The 19,185-nt window shown below is 65.3% G+C and carries 12 protein-coding genes and 2 tRNA genes; 8 read left to right on the top strand and 6 right to left on the bottom strand.

The window, feature by feature from the left end:
• Nucleotides 1–74 precede the first annotated feature (74 nt).
• Nucleotides 75–206 carry an Arm DNA-binding domain-containing protein gene (locus GGQ98_RS18890; protein WP_341534249.1) on the bottom strand — a complete coding sequence of 44 codons (132 nt, stop codon included), beginning with the start codon at nt 204–206 and terminating at the stop codon, nt 75–77.
• Nucleotides 207–448: 242 nt separating this feature from the next.
• Nucleotides 449–535: transfer RNA gene (locus tag GGQ98_RS16955), tRNA-Leu, on the bottom strand.
• 124 nt (nt 536–659) lie between these two features.
• Here GGQ98_RS16955 and GGQ98_RS16950 point away from each other — a divergent pair.
• Nucleotides 660–1,592, top strand: coding sequence for a complex I NDUFA9 subunit family protein (locus tag GGQ98_RS16950; RefSeq protein ID WP_341534248.1), 933 nt, complete (start codon nt 660–662; stop codon nt 1,590–1,592).
• Here the strand turns inward: GGQ98_RS16950 and GGQ98_RS16945 are convergent.
• Nucleotides 1,589–2,383 (bottom strand): undecaprenyl-diphosphate phosphatase, encoded by a 795-nt coding sequence (locus GGQ98_RS16945; protein WP_184071656.1) that lies wholly within the window; start codon nt 2,381–2,383, stop codon nt 1,589–1,591. The genes GGQ98_RS16950 and GGQ98_RS16945 overlap by 4 nt on opposite strands.
• A 245-nt stretch (nt 2,384–2,628) precedes the next feature.
• On the opposite strand from GGQ98_RS16945, the gene GGQ98_RS16940 reads away from it, so the two are divergent.
• From GGQ98_RS16940 to GGQ98_RS16925, 4 genes are read left to right on the top strand one after another with little or no spacing between them, the layout of a single operon-like run.
• Nucleotides 2,629–4,083: an FAD-dependent oxidoreductase gene (locus GGQ98_RS16940; protein WP_184071654.1), complete on the top strand. Its 1,455-nt coding sequence runs from the start codon at nt 2,629–2,631 to the stop codon at nt 4,081–4,083.
• Nucleotides 4,080–4,613: a DUF2059 domain-containing protein gene (locus GGQ98_RS16935; RefSeq protein ID WP_184071652.1), complete on the top strand. Its 534-nt coding sequence runs from the start codon at nt 4,080–4,082 to the stop codon at nt 4,611–4,613. The genes GGQ98_RS16940 and GGQ98_RS16935 overlap by 4 nt, the downstream gene beginning before the upstream one ends.
• Nucleotides 4,610–9,142, top strand: a complete 4,533-nt coding sequence (gltB, locus tag GGQ98_RS16930; RefSeq protein ID WP_184071650.1) for a glutamate synthase large subunit — start codon at nt 4,610–4,612, stop codon at nt 9,140–9,142. Before GGQ98_RS16935 ends, gltB begins: the two co-directional genes overlap by 4 nt.
• A gap of 41 nt (nt 9,143–9,183) precedes the next feature.
• Nucleotides 9,184–9,852: a glutathione S-transferase family protein gene (locus tag GGQ98_RS16925; protein WP_184071648.1), complete on the top strand. Its 669-nt coding sequence runs from the start codon at nt 9,184–9,186 to the stop codon at nt 9,850–9,852.
• A 132-nt stretch (nt 9,853–9,984) separates the two neighbouring features.
• On the opposite strand, the gene GGQ98_RS16920 is transcribed toward GGQ98_RS16925, so the two are convergent.
• The 3 genes from GGQ98_RS16920 to GGQ98_RS16910 form a co-directional block, all read right to left on the bottom strand.
• Entirely contained in the window at nt 9,985–10,410 is a 426-nt protein-coding gene (locus GGQ98_RS16920; RefSeq protein WP_184071646.1) for a hypothetical protein, read from the bottom strand.
• A 126-nt stretch (nt 10,411–10,536) separates the two neighbouring features.
• On the bottom strand, nt 10,537–15,228 hold the full coding sequence (locus GGQ98_RS16915) for an NAD-glutamate dehydrogenase (protein WP_243451978.1): 4,692 nt from the start codon (nt 15,226–15,228) through the stop codon (nt 10,537–10,539).
• A gap of 126 nt (nt 15,229–15,354) precedes the next feature.
• Nucleotides 15,355–16,548: a PAS domain-containing protein gene (locus tag GGQ98_RS16910; RefSeq protein WP_184071642.1), complete on the bottom strand. Its 1,194-nt coding sequence runs from the start codon at nt 16,546–16,548 to the stop codon at nt 15,355–15,357.
• Between the two features lie 179 nt (nt 16,549–16,727).
• Here GGQ98_RS16910 and GGQ98_RS18885 point away from each other — a divergent pair, with 179 nt between their 5' ends.
• The 3 genes from GGQ98_RS18885 (at nt 16,728) to GGQ98_RS16895 (ending at nt 19,107) form a co-directional block, all read left to right on the top strand.
• The gene (locus GGQ98_RS18885; protein WP_341534247.1) at nt 16,728–18,113 is read left to right on the top strand and encodes a methyl-accepting chemotaxis protein; all 1,386 of its coding nucleotides are present in this window, start codon (nt 16,728–16,730) and stop codon (nt 18,111–18,113) included.
• Nucleotides 18,114–18,185: 72 nt separating this feature from the next.
• A tRNA-Thr gene (locus tag GGQ98_RS16900) sits at nt 18,186–18,261 on the top strand.
• Nucleotides 18,262–18,429: 168 nt separating this feature from the next.
• Nucleotides 18,430–19,107, top strand: coding sequence for a tyrosine-type recombinase/integrase (locus tag GGQ98_RS16895; RefSeq protein WP_243451977.1), 678 nt, complete (start codon nt 18,430–18,432; stop codon nt 19,105–19,107).
• Nucleotides 19,108–19,185 lie beyond the last annotated feature (78 nt).

Below are 19,185 nucleotides of genomic sequence, written 5' to 3'. Positions count from 1 at the left end.
TCAGTCGTTGTGGCGCTCCCATGGAGTATCTGTCCCATAGCGCATCCTTCCATTGCTGGCTGAATAATGCACCATCAAAGCCTGGGATCAAACAGGTACTTGTACCGCCACGGCTTCGCACCCGTGGGACGCACCTCGATGTAGAGTCCGCGCCCATCAGTGCACTTGTAGCTTCGGTCCTTCGCTTTGACCGCGCGAATTGCCACACCCGTAAGAGCCGCCACTGATCTCCTTCAACAAAGGGTCAGTCCGGGCCATCGCTGGGCCATCACCAAATTATCAGCACCCGGGCCACCGCATTTTTCCGGGCCACCGATGCCCTTTTGGTGGCCCGTTTTTGGCTGGGATGGAGTGAAATTCCCTCGGATGCCATAGGACAGGACCAAGGCTAAAATGGCAGAATTCTGCCGTTTTATCCATGCTCTTGGAATTTCATGAGGAGAACAAATGGTGCCCAGGAAAGGACTCGAACCTTCACGCCGTTACCGGCACTAGCACCTGAAGCTAGCGCGTCTACCAATTCCGCCACCTGGGCACAGGGTCGGATACTCTCGCCTCGCGAGGCGATGCGGGTTACGGTTCGTCCCCGTGCTTGTCAATGGGCCTGCGTATGGAATATGCGGCGCGGGAACGATTGCGTGGTCGGAAGGATTAGGGGTGTGGCGAAGCTGATTACGATCTTCGGCGGTTCGGGCTTCGTGGGGCGCTATGTCGTGCAGGCGCTGGCGAAGACGGGAGCGCGGCTGCGTGTTGCGACGCGCGATCCGCACCTTGCCCTGCACGTGCGCCCGCTCGCCGCGCTCGGCCAGCTCGATTTCGTCCGCACGGACCTTCGCAGCGAGGCGTCGATCGCCCGTGCGGTCGAGGGGGCGGATGCTGTTATCAACCTCGTCGGCATCCTTTCCGATTCGCAGGGCGGGTTCGAAGCCGTTCACGTGAACGCCGCCGGTGCCGTCGCGAAGGCCGCTGCGGCGGCGGGCGCGGGCGCGCTGGTGCATGTGTCGGCGCTCGGTGCGGATGCGGAGAGCGAATCCGGCTACGGCCGCAGCAAGGCGCTGGGAGAGGCGGCCGTGCGTGCCGCGTTCCCGAAGGCGACGATCCTGCGTCCGTCGGTGATCTTCGGCCCCGAGGACCAGTTCCTGAACCGCTTCGCCGGTCTCCTGCGCCTGCCGGTGGTGCCGGTGGTGGCGCCGAGAACGAAATTCCAGCCGGTTTATGTTGTCGATGTAGCCCGCGCGGTTGCGGCGGCGGTCTGCGAACCGTCGCTCCACGGCGCCAAGACCGTGTCGCTCGGCGGTCCCGACGTGCTGACGATGCGCGGTCTTCTTGAATGGCTTGCCGAGACGACCGGGCGCACCCCGGCGCTCGTCGATATGCCCGATGCCGCCGCGAGCCTGATGGCGAGCCTTACCGGCTGGCTGCCCGGCGCGCCGCTCACCAGCGACCAGTGGACGATGCTGCAAAGCGACAACATCGTGCCCGAAGGCGCGCCCGGCCTCGCCGCGCTCGGGCTCGCCGCGACGCCGATGGCGGCGGTCGCGCCCGGCTGGCTCGTGCGGTTCCGCCCGCACGGCCGTTTCAGCCCCGCCTAGAAGAACGCGAGCAGCACCACGCCGAGCGCCACGCGGTAAACCACGAAGATCAGCATCGACCCCCGGCGCAGGAAGCGCATCAGGAACGCCATCGTCGCCACGGCTGCGAAGAAGGTGAGCACGCCCGCGATGATTGCATCGCGCTGCATGGCGGCGGAGGCTTCGGCAAGGTCGAACGCCGCGAGCAGGCCCGCGCCCGCGACGGCCGGCATCGAAAGCAGGAACGAGAAGCGCGCCGCCTCGGGACGTGCGTAGCCCAGAAAGCGCGCCATCGTCATGGTGACGCCCGAACGGCTGGTGCCGGGTATCAGCGCGAGCGCCTGCGCGAGGCCCACGAGAACCGCGTCCTTCAGCGTCAGATCCTCATACGCCTTGGTCTGCTTGCCCCAATGATCCGCCGCCCACAGCAGCAGCCCGTAGACGATGAGATTGATCGCCACGAGGTGCGTGGACCGAAACCCTTCGAGATAGCCGCCGGTTTTGAGAAACAGCCCCACCGCGACCGCCGGGATCGTGCCGATGACGATCCACCAGAACAGCCTCCGTTCCGCCGGCGCCTTCACCAGCCCGACGTTCGAAAGCCCGCCCCGCGCCAGGCCGAGCGCGTCGCGCCAGAAATAGACGATGATCGCCGCCAGCGTGCCGACATGGACGGCAACGTCGATCACCGGGCCCTGATCGGGAAAATCGGTGAGCTTGGGAATGAGGATCAGGTGCCCGGAGGACGAGATCGGCAGGAATTCGGTGACGCCTTGAACGATGGCGATAAGAAGCAGTTGCAGAAACGACATGGGCTCTCCCGCGAAAAGATCGGGCGTGGGCATAGCATAGCCGATTCGGGGCGTCCCCCCGCCAGTTAAGTCCAGTTCGGCCCTATTTTCACCCTGTTTTTCTGCGAACGAATTGCGATAAGATCATTTTGGGCAATTAATATGTAAATATTGCTTACCTATTCGCCAAAAATTACGTGACAAGGGCGTCTGACGACCGTAAAAGCCCGGCCGGACGCACAATCGGACGCACAAGGGGATATCGGGTGGCCGAAAAGGATATGCTGAAATTTGTAGGCGTCGGGCAGGCGTTCCCCGAAAAGCGCCCGGCCGCCGAGCGCGACGACGATTTCCTGGAAATCAACCGCGCCTATATCCTCGCGAAGGCGGAGGAGCAGGCCTCGCGCTGTTCGCAGTGCGGCGTGCCCTTCTGTCAGGTCCACTGCCCGCTTCACAACAACATCCCCGATTGGCTGCGCCTCACCGCCGAAGGCCGCCTGCAGGAGGCCTACGAGCTTTCCGAAGCAACCTCCACCATGCCCGAGGTCTGCGGCCGCATCTGCCCGCAGGATCGCCTGTGCGAAGGCAATTGCGTGATCGAGCAGTCGGGCCACGGCGCCGTCACCATCGGCTCGGTCGAAAAGTTCATCACCGACACCGCGTGGAAGGAAGGCTGGGTGCGTCCGCTGCGTCCGCTCAGCGATCGTTCGGGCCAGTCGGTCGGCATCATCGGCGCGGGGCCTGCGGGCGTGACCGCAGCCGAGTATCTGCGGCGGCGCGGCTACGAGGTTCATGTTTACGATCGCCACGATCGCGGCGGCGGGCTGCTCACCTACGGCATTCCCGGCTTCAAGCTGGAAAAGGAAATCGTCATGCGCCGTCTCGCGCGGCTGGAGGAAGGCGGCATCGTCTTCCATTATGATTTCGAGGTCGGCCGCGACATGACGCTCGCGCAGCTCCGCGCGAAGCACGACGCGCTGCTCGTCGCCACCGGCGTCTACAAGGCGCGCGATATCAAGGCGCCGGGCGTCGGCGCGGGCGGCGTCATCCCCGCGCTCGATTATCTGATCGCATCGAACCGCAAGAGCTTCGGCGACAGCGTCCCCGCGTTCGAGAACGGATCGCTGAACGCGGAAGGCAAGCACGTCGTCGTCGTCGGCGGCGGCGACACGGCGATGGACTGCGTTCGCACCGCCGTGCGTCAGGGCGCGGCCTCGGTGAAGTGCCTCTACCGGCGGGACCGCGCCAACATGCCGGGCTCGCAGCGCGAAGTGGCGAACGCCGAGGAAGAAGGCGTCGTGTTCGTCTGGCTCTCCGCCCCGCAGGCGTTCGATGACAACGCCGGCAAGGTCGCGGGCGTGCGCGCGCAGCAGATGCGCCTCGGCGCGCCCGATGCCTCCGGCCGCCGCGCGCCCGAAGTGATCGAGGGCGGCGATTTCCGTGTCGAGGCGGATCTTGTCATCAAGGCGCTGGGGTTCGATCCCGAAGACCTGCCGCAGATGTTCGGCGCGCCCGATCTCACCGTCACCCGCTGGGGCACGCTGCGCACCGATCACAAGACGATGATGACGAGTGTGGACGGCGTGTTCGCCGCCGGAGACATCGTGCGCGGCGCCAGCCTCGTCGTCTGGGCGATCCGCGACGGCCGCGACGTCGCGAAAACGATGCACACCTATCTCGCCGCGCGCGCAGGCGCGTCCGCCACGAAAGCCGCCGCATGAAGGCGCGTCTCCTCACGCTCGCGGCAGCGCTTCTGCTCGCCGCGCCCCCTGCCCTCGCGGCAGAGCCCAACCGCGCAGCGCAGCTCGTCTCCCTCATGGGCGTCGAAGCCAAGCTCGACGAGGTGTTCAGCACGCTCGTGCCGATGTTCGGAACGCAGGTCGTCGCGCAGCTCGAAACCGAACAGGGCACCAGCGGCACCGTTCGCAATCTCATCGAAAACGGTCGTGGCGGACGCGAGCGGCTGCAGAAAATTCTGGCCGAGGAATTTCTCGCCGAACTGCGCAAGACCTATCCGGCGATGCTCGCCGAATTCACCGCCGCCTATCGAACCGCGCTTTCCCCCGCCGAACTCGATGCCGCGATCGCCTTTCTGAAAAGCCCGGCCGGGCAGAAATTCATCGCCGCCGAAAAGCAGACGCAAGCGAGCATGAAAGCCATCGGCGAACGCGCCGGAATGACCGCCGGCATGGCTGCCGTCTCGAATGGTTTTGCACGCGCACAGCGCGAAATGCTGGATGAAGCGAAATGACGATCAACTCCGCAGAACGTGAACGCATCGCCCGCGAGGGCATGTACCGCCCGGATATGGAATCCGATGCCTGCGGCGTCGGGCTCATCGCGGCGACCGACGGCAAGCCGTCGCGGCGCGTGGTGGCGCTTGGCATCGATGCGCTGAAGGCGGTTTGGCATCGCGGCGCGGTGGATGCGGACGGCAAGACCGGCGACGGCGCGGGCATTCATGTCGAGCTGCCCATTGCGTTCTTTTCAAAGCACATCGAGCACGCGGGCCACAAGCACCGCATCGATCGCCTGCTCGCGGTGGGGCAGGTGTTCCTGCCGCGCACGAACATGGCCGAGCAGGAAACCTGCCGCAGCATCGTCGAATCCGAAATCATCGATTTCGGCTACGAGATCTACGGCTGGCGGCAGGTGCCCGTCGACACCTCGGTGATCGGCGACAAGGCCAAGCAGACGCGTCCCGAGATCGAGCAGATCATGATCAAGGGTCCGCAGCCCGGCGATCATTATGAAAATCAGGATGCGTTCGAGAAGGATCTGTATCTGATCCGCCGCCGCATCGAAAAGAAGATCGTCGAGGCGCAGATTCAGGGCTTCTACATCTGCTCGCTGTCGTCGCGCTCCATCATCTACAAGGGGCTGTTCCTCGCCGAGGCGCTTTCGGTTTTCTTTCCCGATCTTCAGGATGAAAAATTCGTCAGCCGCTTCGCGATCTATCACCAGCGCTATTCGACGAACACCTTCCCCACATGGTGGCTGGCGCAGCCCTTCCGCTGCCTTGCGCACAACGGCGAGATCAACACGGTTCGCGGCAACAAGAACCTGATGAAAAGCCATGAGATCAAGATGGCCGCGCAGGCCTTCGGCGATCTTTCGGAAGACATCAAGCCGGTGATCCCGGCGGGCGCTTCGGATACCGCCGCGCTCGATGCGACGTTCGAGGTGATGGTGCGTTCGGGCCGCGACGCGCCGACGGCGAAGCTGATGCTGGTGCCCGAGGCGTGGAACAAGGACACCACGCTCGCGCAGGCGCACCGCGACATGTACGCCTTTTTCGCCAGCGTCATGGAGCCGTGGGACGGCCCCGCCGCGCTCGCCATGACGGACGGGCGCTGGGTCGCCGCCGCCGTCGACCGCAACGCGCTGCGGCCGATGCGCTTCACGCGCACCAGCGACAATCTGCTGATCGTCGGATCGGAAACCGGCATGGTCATCGTGCCCGAAGCCACGGTGATCGAGAAAGGCCGGCTCGGGCCGGGCCAGATGATCGCGGTCGATCTCGACGAGGCGCGCTACTACGACGACAAGGCGATCAAGGACCGCGTTTCGGGAGAGGCGGATTATGCCGCGCTCGTGAAGGGCTTCCGCAACTTCGCCGACGTTGCGGGCGCGGACGCGCCGGAGCCGGGCCAGACGCTCGATGCCGACGAGCTTCGCCGCCGTCAGGTCGCGGCGGGCCTCACCATGGAAGACATGGAACTGATCCTCGCGCCGATGGTGGAGGACGCCAAGGAAGCTGTCGGATCGATGGGCGACGATACGCCGCTCGCGGTGATTTCCGAAAACCCGCGCTGCCTGTCGCATTTCTTCCGCCAGAATTTCAGCCAGGTGACGAACCCGCCGATCGACTCGCTTCGCGAAACCCGCGTGATGAGCCTGAAGACGCGCTTTTCGAACTACGCGAACATCCTCGACAAGGATGCCAAGCAGCAGGGCGTGATGGTGATGGAATCGCCCGTGCTCTCGAACCGCGACTGGGCGCGTCTGCTTGCGCATTTCGGCGATCAGGCGGCCACGATCGATTGCACCTACGATGTCACGGGCGGACCCGGCGCGCTGCGCGAGGCGATCGCGCGCGTGCGCGCCGAGGCCGAGCATCTGGTGCGTTCGGGCAAGAGCCAATTGTTCCTCACCGACGAGACCGTCTCGAAGACGCGCGCGGGCATCACCATGATCCTCGCGGCGGCGGGCGTGCACACGCATCTCGTGCGCAAGGGGCTGCGCTCGTTCGCCAGCATCAACGTGCGCTCCGCCGAGTGCATGGACACGCATTATTTCGCGGTGCTGATCGGTGTCGGCGCCACCACCGTGAATGCGTGGCTCGCGCAGGAATCGATTGCGGCGCGCCACGCCAAGGGCCTGTTCGGCGACCTGGACCTCACCGCCTGCGTCAACCGTTTCCGCAAGGCGATCGAGGACGGGCTTCTCAAGATCATGGGCAAGATGGGCATCAGCGTCATCTCGTCCTATCGCGGCGGCTATAATTTCGAAGCGGTCGGCCTGTCGCGCGCGCTCGTTGCCGATTTCTTCCCCGGCATGCCCGCGAAGATTTCGGGCGAAGGCTTTTCCTCGCTGCACGTCAGCGCGGGCGACCGGCACGCGCTTGCCTACGACGAGGAAATCACGGCGCTCCCCATCGGCGGGCTCTATCGCTACCGCGCGAACGGCGAGCCGCACGCCTATCAGGCAAACCTCATCCACCTGCTGCAGCAGGCGGTGGCGAGCGACAGCTATTCCACCTATCTGCAGTTCAGCCGCGGCGTGCGTGATCTACCGCCGATCTATCTGCGCGATCTTCTGGAATTCAATCACATCAATCCGCCCGTGGCGGTGGAAGAAGTGCAGTCGATCGCGGAGATCCGCAAGCGCTTCGTGACGCCGGGCATGTCGCTCGGCGCGCTCTCGCCCGAGGCGCACGAGACGCTGTCGATCGCGATGAACCGCATCGGCGCCAAGGCGGTGTCGGGTGAAGGCGGAGAAGACCGTTCGCGCTACAAGCCCTATCCCAACGGCGACAATGCGAACTCGGTCATCAAGCAGATCGCGAGCGGGCGCTTCGGTGTCACCGCCGAATATCTGAACGCCTGCGAGGAGATCGAGATCAAGGTCGCGCAGGGCGCCAAGCCCGGCGAGGGCGGGCAGCTTCCCGGCTTCAAGGTCACCGAGATGATCGCGCGCCTGCGCCACTCGACGCCCGGCGTGATGCTCATCTCGCCGCCGCCGCACCACGACATCTATTCGATCGAGGATTTGGCACAGCTCATCTACGACCTGAAGCAGATCAACCCGGACGCGCGCGTCTGCGTGAAGCTCGTCTCCGAAGCGGGCATCGGCACGATCGCGGCGGGCGTCGCGAAGGCGCACGCGGACGTGATCCTCGTCTCGGGCAACGTCGGCGGCACCGGCGCCTCTCCGCAGACCTCGATCAAGTACGCGGGCACGCCGTGGGAAATGGGCCTCACCGAGGTCAACCAGGTGCTGACGCTCAACAGCCTGCGCGGCCGCGTGAAGCTCCGCACCGACGGCGGCCTCAAGACCGGGCGCGACGTGGTGATCGCCGCGATCCTCGGCGCCGAGGAGTTCGGCATCGGCACTTTGAGCCTCGTCGCGATGGGCTGCATCATGGTGCGCCAGTGCCATTCGAACACCTGCCCCGTGGGCGTCTGCACGCAGGACGACAAGCTGCGCCAGCAGTTCACGGGCAGCCCTGAGAAGGTCATCAACCTGATGAGCTTCATCGCCGAAGAGGTCCGCGACATCCTCGCCGGGCTCGGCTTCCGCAGCCTCGACGAGATCGTCGGCCGCACCGAGCTGCTCCGTCAGGTCAGCCGCGGCGCCGAGCATCTCGACGACCTCGATTTGAATCCCATCCTCGCCAAGGTGGACGCGCCCGACAGCGAGCGCCGCTTCAACCTGAAAACGCGCCGCAACGAAGTGCCCGACAGCCTCGACGCGCAGATGCTCGTCGACGCCAAGGCGGTGTTCGAGCGCGGCGAGAAGATGCAGCTGACGTACAGCGTGCGCAACACGCACCGCGCCGTCGGCACGCGCTTCTCCTCGGCGATCACGCGCAAGTACGGCATGACCGGCCTTGCGCCGGGCCATGTCCACGTCCGCCTGCGCGGCGCGGCGGGCCAGTCGCTCGGCGCGTTTGCGGTGCAGGGCCTCAAGCTCGAAGTCTTCGGCGACGCGAACGACTATGTCGGCAAGGGGCTTTCGGGCGCGACGATCGTGGTGCGCCCGCTCGTCTCCTCGCCGCTCAAATCGAACGAGAACACGATCATCGGCAACACCGTGCTCTACGGCGCCACATCCGGGCGGCTTTATGCGGCGGGTCAGGCGGGCGAGCGCTTCGCCGTCCGCAACTCGGGCGCGGAGGTCGTCGTCGAGGGCTGCGGCGCCAACGGCTGCGAATACATGACCGGCGGCATGGCGGTGATCCTCGGCCCCGTGGGCGACAATTTCGGCGCGGGCATGACCGGCGGCATGGCGTTCGTCTACGATACGGCGGGGGATTTCGACACGCGCGTCAACCCCGACAGCGTGATCTGGCAGCCGGTTCGCGCCGCCTACTGGGAGGGCGTGCTGCGCGCCGCCATAGAGGCGCACCACCGCGAAACCGATTCCGCGTGGGCGCAGTCGATCCTCGAAGACTGGGAAATCGCCCTGCCCCGCTTCGTGCAGGTCTGCCCCAAGGAAATGATCAGCCGTCTCCGCCACGCGCTGGAGGATGCGGAAAGCGTGGTTGCTGCGGAGTAAGGTTGCAGCGCCGCAGGCTTCTCCCTACACGGGACTTAACCATGTGGCGCCTCTACCAATATCCGCTTTGCCCGTTCTCGCGTAAGGTCCGCCTCGCCCTCGCCGAGAAGGGCGTGGAGGTGGAGCTTGTGCCCGAGTTGCCGTGGGCGCGCCGCGACGAATTCGTCGATCTCAATCCGGCCGGGCAAACCCCGGTGCTGGTCGGCGATCGCGGCGCCGCGCTCATCGACAGCACCGCGATCTGCGAATATTTCGAAGAAACGATCGAGCGCATGCCGCTGCTCGGCGCAAGCGCGGCAGACCGCGCCGAAGTGCGGCGCCTGTGCGTGTGGTTCGATCAGAAATTCTACGCGGAAGTCGGCCACATCCTGCTCGCCGAGCGCATGTACAAGCGCGTCGTTCAGCGCGCCGCGCCCGACGGCGGGGCGCTGCGCACCGCAGGGCGCAACCTTGAAAACCACCTCGGCTACATCGAATACCTGCTCGATCATCGCCGCTGGCTTTCCGGCACGACGTTCGGCCTCGCCGACATCACGGCGGCGGCGCATCTTTCCGTGATCGATTATCTCTCGGCGCTCGAATGGCAGGGCCATGCCACGGCGAAGCAGTGGTACTCGGCGATCAAATCACGCCCGACGTTTCGCGCGCTCCTGTCGGAACGCATGGACGGCCTCTCGCCGCCCGCGCACTACGACAAGCTGGATTTCTGAAAATACCGCCAATCCGCCCTCCTCTTCAAGGGAGGGGCCGGGGGTAGGGCACATCCCCCAACGCGGCGCAGGGCTGAACCACCCCACCCCAACCCCTCCCCTGAAGGAGAGGGGCTTAATTGCAACGGCCGCTTACTTCGGCTCCGGAACCTTCGCGCGCGCCTTGTCGAGCTGACGCTCGCGGCGCCACTGATCGTATTCGTTGCGGCTGCAACCGACATCGCCGGCGGGGCCAACTGCGCTGCACGCGCTGCTCGGGGCGACATTCCCAGGCTCGGTGAGCTTCAACCGGTCGCTCGGAACGTCCGTACCCGGCTCGCCCGGCTCGGGCGGGGTTTCCACGGTGGGCTCTTCATCGGGGCGGCCGCAGACGACGATCTCGCCGCGACGTTCGGGATTCGGGCAATTTTCCGGCATCCACTGGTCGAGCGGCACGCGCTTGAGCACGCCGCTGTCCGTCGCGGGTTTGGATTCGGTCTGCGCGGCCTGCGCCAGCGCCGAACCGGAAACCACAGCGCCCGCCATTCCAATCGCGGCAACCAGAGCCAGACGAATCATCGCGTTCCTTTCCGCCGCCGTCCGCTGGTGAACGGCGTTCTCACCGTACCCAACGCCGCGCGCCGTGAATAGTGCCTGAACCCGCAGCGAAGCGCGGTGGCCGAATGTCGTGCGCGCCCCGCAGCCCTACGAAGACGCCAGCAGCGCCCGCGCCTGGCTGCCGAGATGCGCCAGCATCGCGGTGGTGACGACGCCGGCCTTGCGCGCCCGCGCCGTGGCATCCGCCATGCGCTGGATCACGAGCGGATTGGCCGCGCTCCAAGCCTCGATCGCCTTCACGGGATCGCCGCCCTTTTTCGTCTGGCGCTTGATGAGATCGATCCGAAGCTGCTCGAAATCGCGCAGCAGCCCCGCGACGAGCAGACGCTCCCACGGGTCGGACGGCGAGAGCTGCGCGGTCACGCCCTTCGCCCAGTCCAGCCCCAGCGTTTCGCCGACGCGCGTGTAGGCGTCGGCGATCGCGCGTTCGGTGACGCCGAGTTCAGAAGCCAGCTTCGCGTTGCCGATCGCCCCGTCCAGGCCTTCCAGCTCCACCAGACGCTCGGTGATGTCGCCCGGCGCCCCGTCGCGCAGCAGTTCCTGCCGCAGACGTTCGAGCTGCGCGCGCGGTTCCGGCCGCAGCAGCTTGTCGAGCTGCTTGCCGAGCCGCTGGATCCCGCTTTTCCAAGCTGTGATGCACGCGGAGGGCAGATCGCCCGTCGCCGAGGCGCGCATCACATCGGCCATCTGCGTGCGCAGCCCGCGTATCGATTTCGTGTGCAGCACGATGTGGGTGCGCGCGTCGACCGCGGCGGCATCGATCGTCCGCCACAAATCGCGAAGATCGAAAAGTTCGCGCGCCATCACGAAGGCGGAGGCGACGTGCGCGAGGCTCGTCCCCTGCTCTTCGGAGAGTTCGAAAGCAAGCGTGATGCCGCCGCGATTGACGATCTGGTTCGCGAGTTTCGTCGCGATAATCTCGCGGCGCAGCCGGTGGCCGGTCACGCCCGCCTTGAACGCCTTCAGAACGGCGGGCGGAAACGCCATTTCGAGATCCTGAACGAGCAGCGGATCGTCGGGCAACTGACTTTCCACGATCGTGTCGTAAAGCGTCATCTTCGCATAGGCGAGCAGAACGGCCAGTTCGGGACGTTCAAGCCCGCCGCCGCCGAGCGCGCGCTGCGTAAGCTGTTCGTCGGTCGGCAGGTTCTCGACGACGCGGTCGAGCCGCCCGCTTGCCTCCAGAAGCTGGATCACCCGCTGAAACGCGGGCAGCGCGCCGCTGCCGCCGCTTTCAGCGACGGAGATCGCCTGCGTCTGCATCACGTTGTCGCGCAGCACGAGCTGGCCGACGTCGTCGGTCATCGATTCAAGCAGCGTGTTGCGCGCCGCCATGCTCATCTTGCCCGAAGCGAGCGCGGGCTGCAGCGCGATCTTGATGTTCACTTCATTGTCCGAACAATCGACGCCTGCCGAATTGTCGATGAAGTCGGTGTTGATGCGGCCGTGGGCGCGCGCAAACGCGATGCGGCCCTGCTGCGTAACGCCAAGGTTCGCGCCTTCGCCGATCACGCGCACGCGCATCTCCTCGGCATTCACGCGAACGGCGTCGTTGGCGCGGTCGCCGACGTCCGCGTTCGATTCCGTCACCGCCTTCACATACGTGCCGATGCCGCCGAACCAGCAGAGGTCGGCGCGCATTTTTAGGATCGCGTTCATCAGCTGGTTGGGCGACAGGCTCTTGGCATCGATGTCCAGCATCGCCTGAACCTCGGGGCTGATCGCGATGGATTTCTGGTTGCGCGAAAACACGCCGCCGCCCTTCGAAATCAGTGTCTTGTCGTAATCGTCCCACGAGGATCGCGGCAGTTTGAACAGCCGGTCGCGTTCCTTCCAGCTTTTCGCGGCGTCGGGTTCGGGATCGAGGAAGATGTGCCGATGGTCGAACGCCGCAACGACCTGCAGCGTTTTCGAAAGCAGCATGCCGTTGCCGAATACGTCGCCCGACATGTCGCCCACGCCCATCACACGGATCGGGTCTTTCTGCACATCGACGCCGCGTTCGCGGAAATGCCGCTGCACCGAAATCCACGCGCCCTTGGCGGTGATGCCCATCGCCTTGTGGTCATAGCCGTTGGCGCCGCCGCTCGCGAAGGCGTCGCCCAGCCAGAAGCCGTGATCGATGCTGATCGCATTCGCGATGTCGGAAAAGGTCGCCGTACCCTTGTCGGCGGCGACGACCAGATACGGATCGGGGGCATCGTGGCAGACAACGCCTGCGGGCGGCACGTCCTTGCCGTCCACGATATTGTCCGTCACCGAAAGCAGCGCGCGGATGTAGATGCGATACGATTCCTGGCCTTCCGCCAGCCACGCCTCGCGGTTCGACGCGGGCGGCAAATGCTTGGGATAAAAGCCGCCCTTGGAGCCGGTGGGAACGATCACCGCGTTCTTCACCATCTGCGCCTTCACGAGGCCGAGCACCTCCGTGCGGAAATCGTCGCGCCGGTCGGACCAGCGCAGCCCGCCGCGCGCGATGCGTCCGCCGCGCAGGTGGATGCCTTCCACGCGGGGGGAATAGACCCAGATCTCGCGGTAAGGCACGGGCGGCGGCAGGCCGGGCACCACCTTTGAATCCAGCTTGAACGCCAGCGCCTCGGGCCCGCCGTCAACGAACGCGTTGGTGCGCAGCGTCGCCGAGATGATGTCGCGGTACAGGCTGATGATACGGTCTTCATCGATCGCCGAAACGTCGGCAAGGCCGCTGTCGATCTTGCCGCGCGCTTCCGCGATCGCCGCGTCGCGGCCCTTTACGCCCGGCACGAAGCGGGCGCGAAACAGATCGACGAGCGCCGCCGCGATCGTACCGTGCGCGCGCAGTGCGTCCACCACGGTCTGCTGGCTGTAGGAGACGCCGGTTTGGCGCATGTATCGGAAATAGGCCCGCAGCCAGACGACGTTGCCGATCGGCAGCCCTGCGCCGACCACGAGCGCGTTGAACACGTCGTTTTCCTGTTCGCCCTTCAGCACAGAGCGAAGCGCAGGCTCGGCGCGTTCTTTCACGAACGCCATGTCGATGGTTTCGCCGCGGCCGCTTTCCACCATGAAATCGTGGATCCAGCCGAGCCGCCCGCCCGCGAGGTCGAACGGATATTCCTCGATCACGCGGAACCCGAAGTTTTCGAGCGCCGGGACCACCTCCGAAAGCGGAATGATTTCTCCGAGCCGGTATATCTTGATGCGCAGCCGGTTTTCCGCGTCGCCGGGCCGGCGATAGATGAACACGTCGCGATCATCGCCGGTTTCCAGCGCGGTAAGGCGGATCACGTCCTCGGCGGCGTCCTCGGCGCTGAACTGCTCGCGGTAGGATGCCGTGAAGCTGCGCCCGTGGCTGAGCGCGAGGCGCGCGGCGCGGGTCGGCCCGGCCCGTTCGGAAAGCGCGGATTCCAGCGCCTCTTCCCAGCCGCGGACCAGCGACGTCAACCGCGCATCGAGCGCGGCTTCGTCGACCTCGGGCACCTGCCCCGGTGTGGTGCCGAGATAATATTGCACGCGCGCCAGGCCTTCGGCGCGCAGTTCCACGTCATAGCGCGAAAGCCGCGCCTGGAATGCGTCTTCCAGCATCGCGCCGACGCGCTCCCGGATGCCGCTGTGATAGGCGTCGCGCGGTACGTACACGATCACCGACACGAACCGTCCGAACGGATCGAGCCGCGTGAACAGCTTCGGACGCGGGCGTTCGAGCAGCGACAGCATGCCGAGCGCCATGCCGCTCAGCCGCTCGGAATCGACCAGGAACAGGTCTTCGCGCGGGAACGTCTCAATGATGTGGCCGAGCGCCTTGCCTGTGTGGCTGCGCGGATCGAAGCCGAGCGCGGCCTCGACGCGTTCCACCTTGCGGCGCACGATCGGGATCAGTTTCGGCGAGGCGGCGAGCGCAGAGGATGTGAACAGGCCCGCGAAGCGGCGTTCGCCGATCACCTTGCCCTTGTCGTTGTACCGCTTGACGCTGACGACGTCGTAGAAGGCGTTGCGGTGTACCGAAGACACCGTGTTCGCCTTGGTGATGAGCAGCGGCGTGGGCGTCGCCATATAGGTGCGCAGCGCAGCCGGCAGAACCTCGAAGCCCTCTGCGCCGCGCCACAGCGGGAACCCCGGGTCACGAAGCAGCCCGAGCCCCGCGCCCGCCTTCGGCTCGACCTTCGGATCAGTGAGCGAACGGCCGAATTCATAATCGCAGGCACCGAGCAGCGTGAAATTGTCCTGTGCCAGCCAGTCGAGGAAGCCCTTGGCTTCCATCACCTCGTCGGCGGGAACCGGAATCGCGGAACGGCCGAGTTCCATGCGCGCATCGGCCAGGCGGGTCAGCATCTCGCGCCAGTCTTCCACCGCGACGCGCACTTCGGCAAGCACGCGCGCCAGATCCTCGGCAAGCGCCGCGCGGCCGCGCGCGCCGACGCGTTCGGCCTCCACGTAGATGAAGGATTCGCGAAGGCCGCCGTCGGCCTCGCCCCGCGCGGGCGCGAGCGATTTCAGCTTTCCGGCCTTGTCGCGCTCGACCGCGAGGATCGGATGCAGCAGCCGGTGGATGGTGATGCCGTTGCGGGTAAGCGCCGCCGAAACGGAATCGACGAGGAACGGCATGTCGTCGTTCAGAATGCCGATCCATGTGCGGCGGCGGCCGGGTTCGCCGTCCGAAGCGGCGATCTCGATGACCGGCGTGCCGGGCGTGTGTGTATCGAGCAGACCGGCGGCAAATTCGACGATGGCTTTCGCCGCGTCCTTGCCCAGTGTCTCCGTCTCGCCCGGAAGCGCGTGATCGAAGAGAGCGGTTTCCAATGATTTCAGGAGATTACGGGAAACTTTTGGTTTCGGCGCTTCATGAGTCGCCGCGGCGGTCGCCATCTCGATACTCCGGATAGAGAATGACCCGCCTTATGCGGTTTTGCCTCTGCGGAGGCAAGTTCAGTGCGCGGCGAGACGTTTCAGCGCCACTTCGAGCAGGTTTTGGGTGTGCGGAACAGCCTCCAGCACATCGATTCCGCCCGATTCGTTCCTTTTCGCCACGAGCAGCACGAACTCCTCGTCGCTCTGAAGGTCGATGTGCGCAAGCGGATCGGCCGCACGAAGCCGTGCCCGTACCGTCTCGGTCGTCGGCTTAACCGCCGGCTTCGCCCGCGCAGCCCGTTCCCGCTGCACCAGCCCCTTCAGCCCGCCCTCGGCACTCACCACGAACGCAATGAACCCGCCCGCCGCAATCCCGGCCCGCTCCGCTGCGCCCAGCGCAGAGGCGAACTCGGTAAGCCGCGTCTTGTCGTAGTCCGCGCCGAACACCAGCTTCGCCACCGCTGTCAGCGGCGCCCGCGCCTGCACCTTCAGCCCGGCGTCTTCAAGCAGCGCCGCGAACGCGTCAGGATCGCCCGCCGACGCGAGATGGAAATCATAAGCATTGCCGAGCGCACGATAAAGCGCGGCGCGCGAGCGCTGGTCAGCCGTCTGCACGGCGGCGGCATTGGCCCGCGCAACGGCGAGCCGCCCGGCCAGATCGTTCGGCTCCAGCTCGACGACCGCAGCTTCGGGCGAATGCACGACGATCACATCCTCGCCGTCCGCCTCGTGCGCCTCGAACGCCAGCTGCGCCTCGAACTCGGCGCCTGCCAGCTCTTTCCAGTTGATCACGCCGTAGATGAAATCGATGCTGTCGCCGTCCGAAGACAGGGGCATCAGAATGCCGCGATACAGCGTGTTGTTGCCCCGCTGAGACACGAACTCGGCCTCGAAACCGATCGGTGAGCGGTTGGCGATGATCTCGAAGAAATGGTCCGTAAGCCGCGAAATCAGCGAGCGGCTCGGCACATGGTCGAGCGCGATGTCCGCGCTCGAAAGCTCGCATTCCTCGCGCAGGATGGCGCCGATGTAGCGCAGGCGCGGGTTCTCGCGGTCTTCGGTGAAGTCGAGCAGGATGGAGTGCGGCCCGAAATCATCGATGCTCGCCGGATCGAGGTCCGTGACACTCGGCAGCTCGCGACCGCGCAGCAGCGACGCCCAGTAGTTGTAGGCGCGAACATGCATGCGCCGCTCGTCCTGGTCGGCAAAAATCGGGGGCGCCTCGAAATCCGGTTCGGAAAGATCCAGAAAGTCTTCGCTCATGTCGCTCATATTCGAACCCAATTCGTCGGCAATGCTGAACCGGCGCGAACCTTGCCCATGAAGCCGTTGAATAATGGTTAACCGCCGGTTTCGTCGCCCGCGCCGCCTTCCCCGCTCCCGGCATGGTCAAAGGGTCGTTAAGGAATGTCCGCTAGCGTCCGCGTTTCGGGTGAATCAGGGGCGCACGCGTGACACGGGCAATTCAGGACTGGGCGAAATCGGGCGGAGCCGGCGTCATCGTATCGGCGCCGTCGACACCGCAGCTCAACGTCGCGGATCGACGGCAGGCCATTGATCCCGGCGGGACGCTTGTTGCGACACTCGCAGAGTTCTGGCCGCACGTGGAGCCGCAGATTGAAGCGTTCGTGCGCACCTATATCGATCATTTCAATCGCCTCGCCCCCGGCCATGCCGGCACCGACGATTCCGAAGGCCGCAAACTGGCCGAAGGCATCGCCTACGCACGCGAAAAATGGTGCGATCCGTTCGGCACCGCGTTCGCCGAGCGGCTCGTCGCGGCAGCGCGCGCCATCGACCGGCGCGGCATACCGCACCATGTCGTGCTGGCGAGCTATCAGGCGAGCGACGAAGCGGTGCTGCGCCACCTCACAGCCGCACTCGCCGCCGAGCCCACCAAGCTGCTGCGCGCGACGACGGCGTTGATGCGCCTTGCCTCTTATGAAGCCAGCGTGCTCACCGCCGCGCTCCACGACGGCGAACGGGCGCGTGTCGATACGCTGTTTCGCGAACAGGCCAACCGTTTCCGACAGGAAATCGCCACCGTTGTCGAACGCGCCGGCGCGCAAAGTCGCGCGCTCCGCGAACGCTCGCAGGAGGCGGCGCGGCGCACGCGCGAGATGCTGGGGAGCGCCGCCGAGGTCTCATCCGCCGCCGAGCAGTCCGCTGTCGCCATGCGCCAGGCCGCCGAGACCGCCGCGAACCTGATCCGTGTCATCGAGGAAACACGCCGCGAAGTCGATGCCACCACGGGCATCGCCAACGATGCGACCGCGCAGGCCGATGCCGCGGCGACGACCGTTTCCATGCTGGAGAGCCACGGGAAAGCGATCGAATCGATCGTCAGCCTGATCCGCGACATCGCGGGGCAGACCAATCTTCTTGCGCTCAACGCCACGATCGAAGCGGCGCGTGCCGGCGATAGCGGCCGCGGCTTTGCCGTCGTCGCCTCCGAAGTGAAGTCGCTCGCAGGCCAGACCGCCCGCGCCACCGACGAGATCGCCGCCAAAATCGCCGCCATCCAGGACGCGACACGCAACACCGTGAACGCAAACGGCGCCATCCGCCGCACCGTAGACGGCGTCCGCGTCTCCGCCGACAGTATCCGCACCGCCATGGACAGCCAGGCCGCCACCGTCACCACGATCAGCGGTTCGGTCGATGAAACCGCGCTTTCCGCCGATGCCATGTCCCACGCCATCGCCCGGATCCGCCAGACGACGGAAGCAATGGCCTCCGAAATGGACATGGTCGAAACCTCGTTCCGCAGCGTCGACGACGAACTCGCCGCACTCCAGCAGGCCGTGCACAGCTTCACCGCAAGCATCGCCGCGTGACGCCGAATTCCACCTTGGCGCTTGTCTTGGCCCCGGCGCACTGTTATGGGGTCCGCCGTTTCCGGGGATCAGGCCGCTTTAGCTCAGCCGGTAGAGCACATCATTCGTAATGATGGGGTCAGGTGTTCGAGTCACCTAAGCGGCACCATCCCTTCTTCCCAAAACGTTCTAAAACCTTGATTTTTGGCGGGCTACGAAGGAATCTCCTCCTTCGAGCGATCTCGCTTTGTTCCACGAAATCCCACTGGATCGCAGAAATCCGGGGGCAAATTTGGGGGCAAGGCGACAGCTGAAGAGGCCTTGCCCCCAAATGTGCTTGAGAGCCGCAGAAATCCGCGCTTTTCCGACACTCGATAGGCTCTATCGAAAAACGGACGAAAAAGGCCTGTATCTGGAGGTCCGCCCCAGTGGCGGAAAGGCCTGGTTCTTCAAGTATCGCGTTCACGGGACCGAAAAGCGGCTAGCGCTCGGCCCTTGGCCTGAGGTCAGTTTGGTGGAGGCACGCGATCTGAGGGATCAGGCGCGGCGCGCCGTCCGGAGCGGGAAAGATCCGCTCCAGGAACGAAAGAAAGAGAAGATTACCGCCCAGCTCAGCGCTGGGAACAGTTTCCAATCGGTGGCAGAGGATTTCATTGAGGTGAAGTTCGTTGGCAACCGCAAGGCGGAAGCTACCATCGAGAAAGCGCGTTGGTTTCTCTCGCATCTGACAGGCGCAATCGGCGCCCGCCCAATCGCCGATATCGAGCCTGCGGAATTGCTGGCCGCGCTCAAGACGATCGAGAGGGCCGGGAAAAGAGAAACCGCCATGAGGACGCGGGCCTTTGCGAGCCGCGTTTTTCGGCATGGTGTAGCCATGTCCCTGTGCAAGACAGACCCTGCGGCGCTTATAGGTGATGCCTTGATGTCGCCGATCGTAAAGCATCGTGCGGCCATTCTGGATCCCGCTGGCCTTGGGGAACTTTTAAAAGCGATCGACGATGACGTGACCCCCTGATTTTCCTCCACGCGTGATTAGAGTCCGGCCCTGATGGAAGGACGGACGATGAAGCGACTGAGGTTTACGGAAGAGCAG

Source organism: Sphingosinicella soli (genome assembly GCF_014199685.1).
GTDB classification, from domain to species: Bacteria; Pseudomonadota; Alphaproteobacteria; order Sphingomonadales; family Sphingomonadaceae; genus Sphingosinicella; species Sphingosinicella soli.
This window is presented reverse-complemented; position numbering and strand designations above follow the sequence as displayed.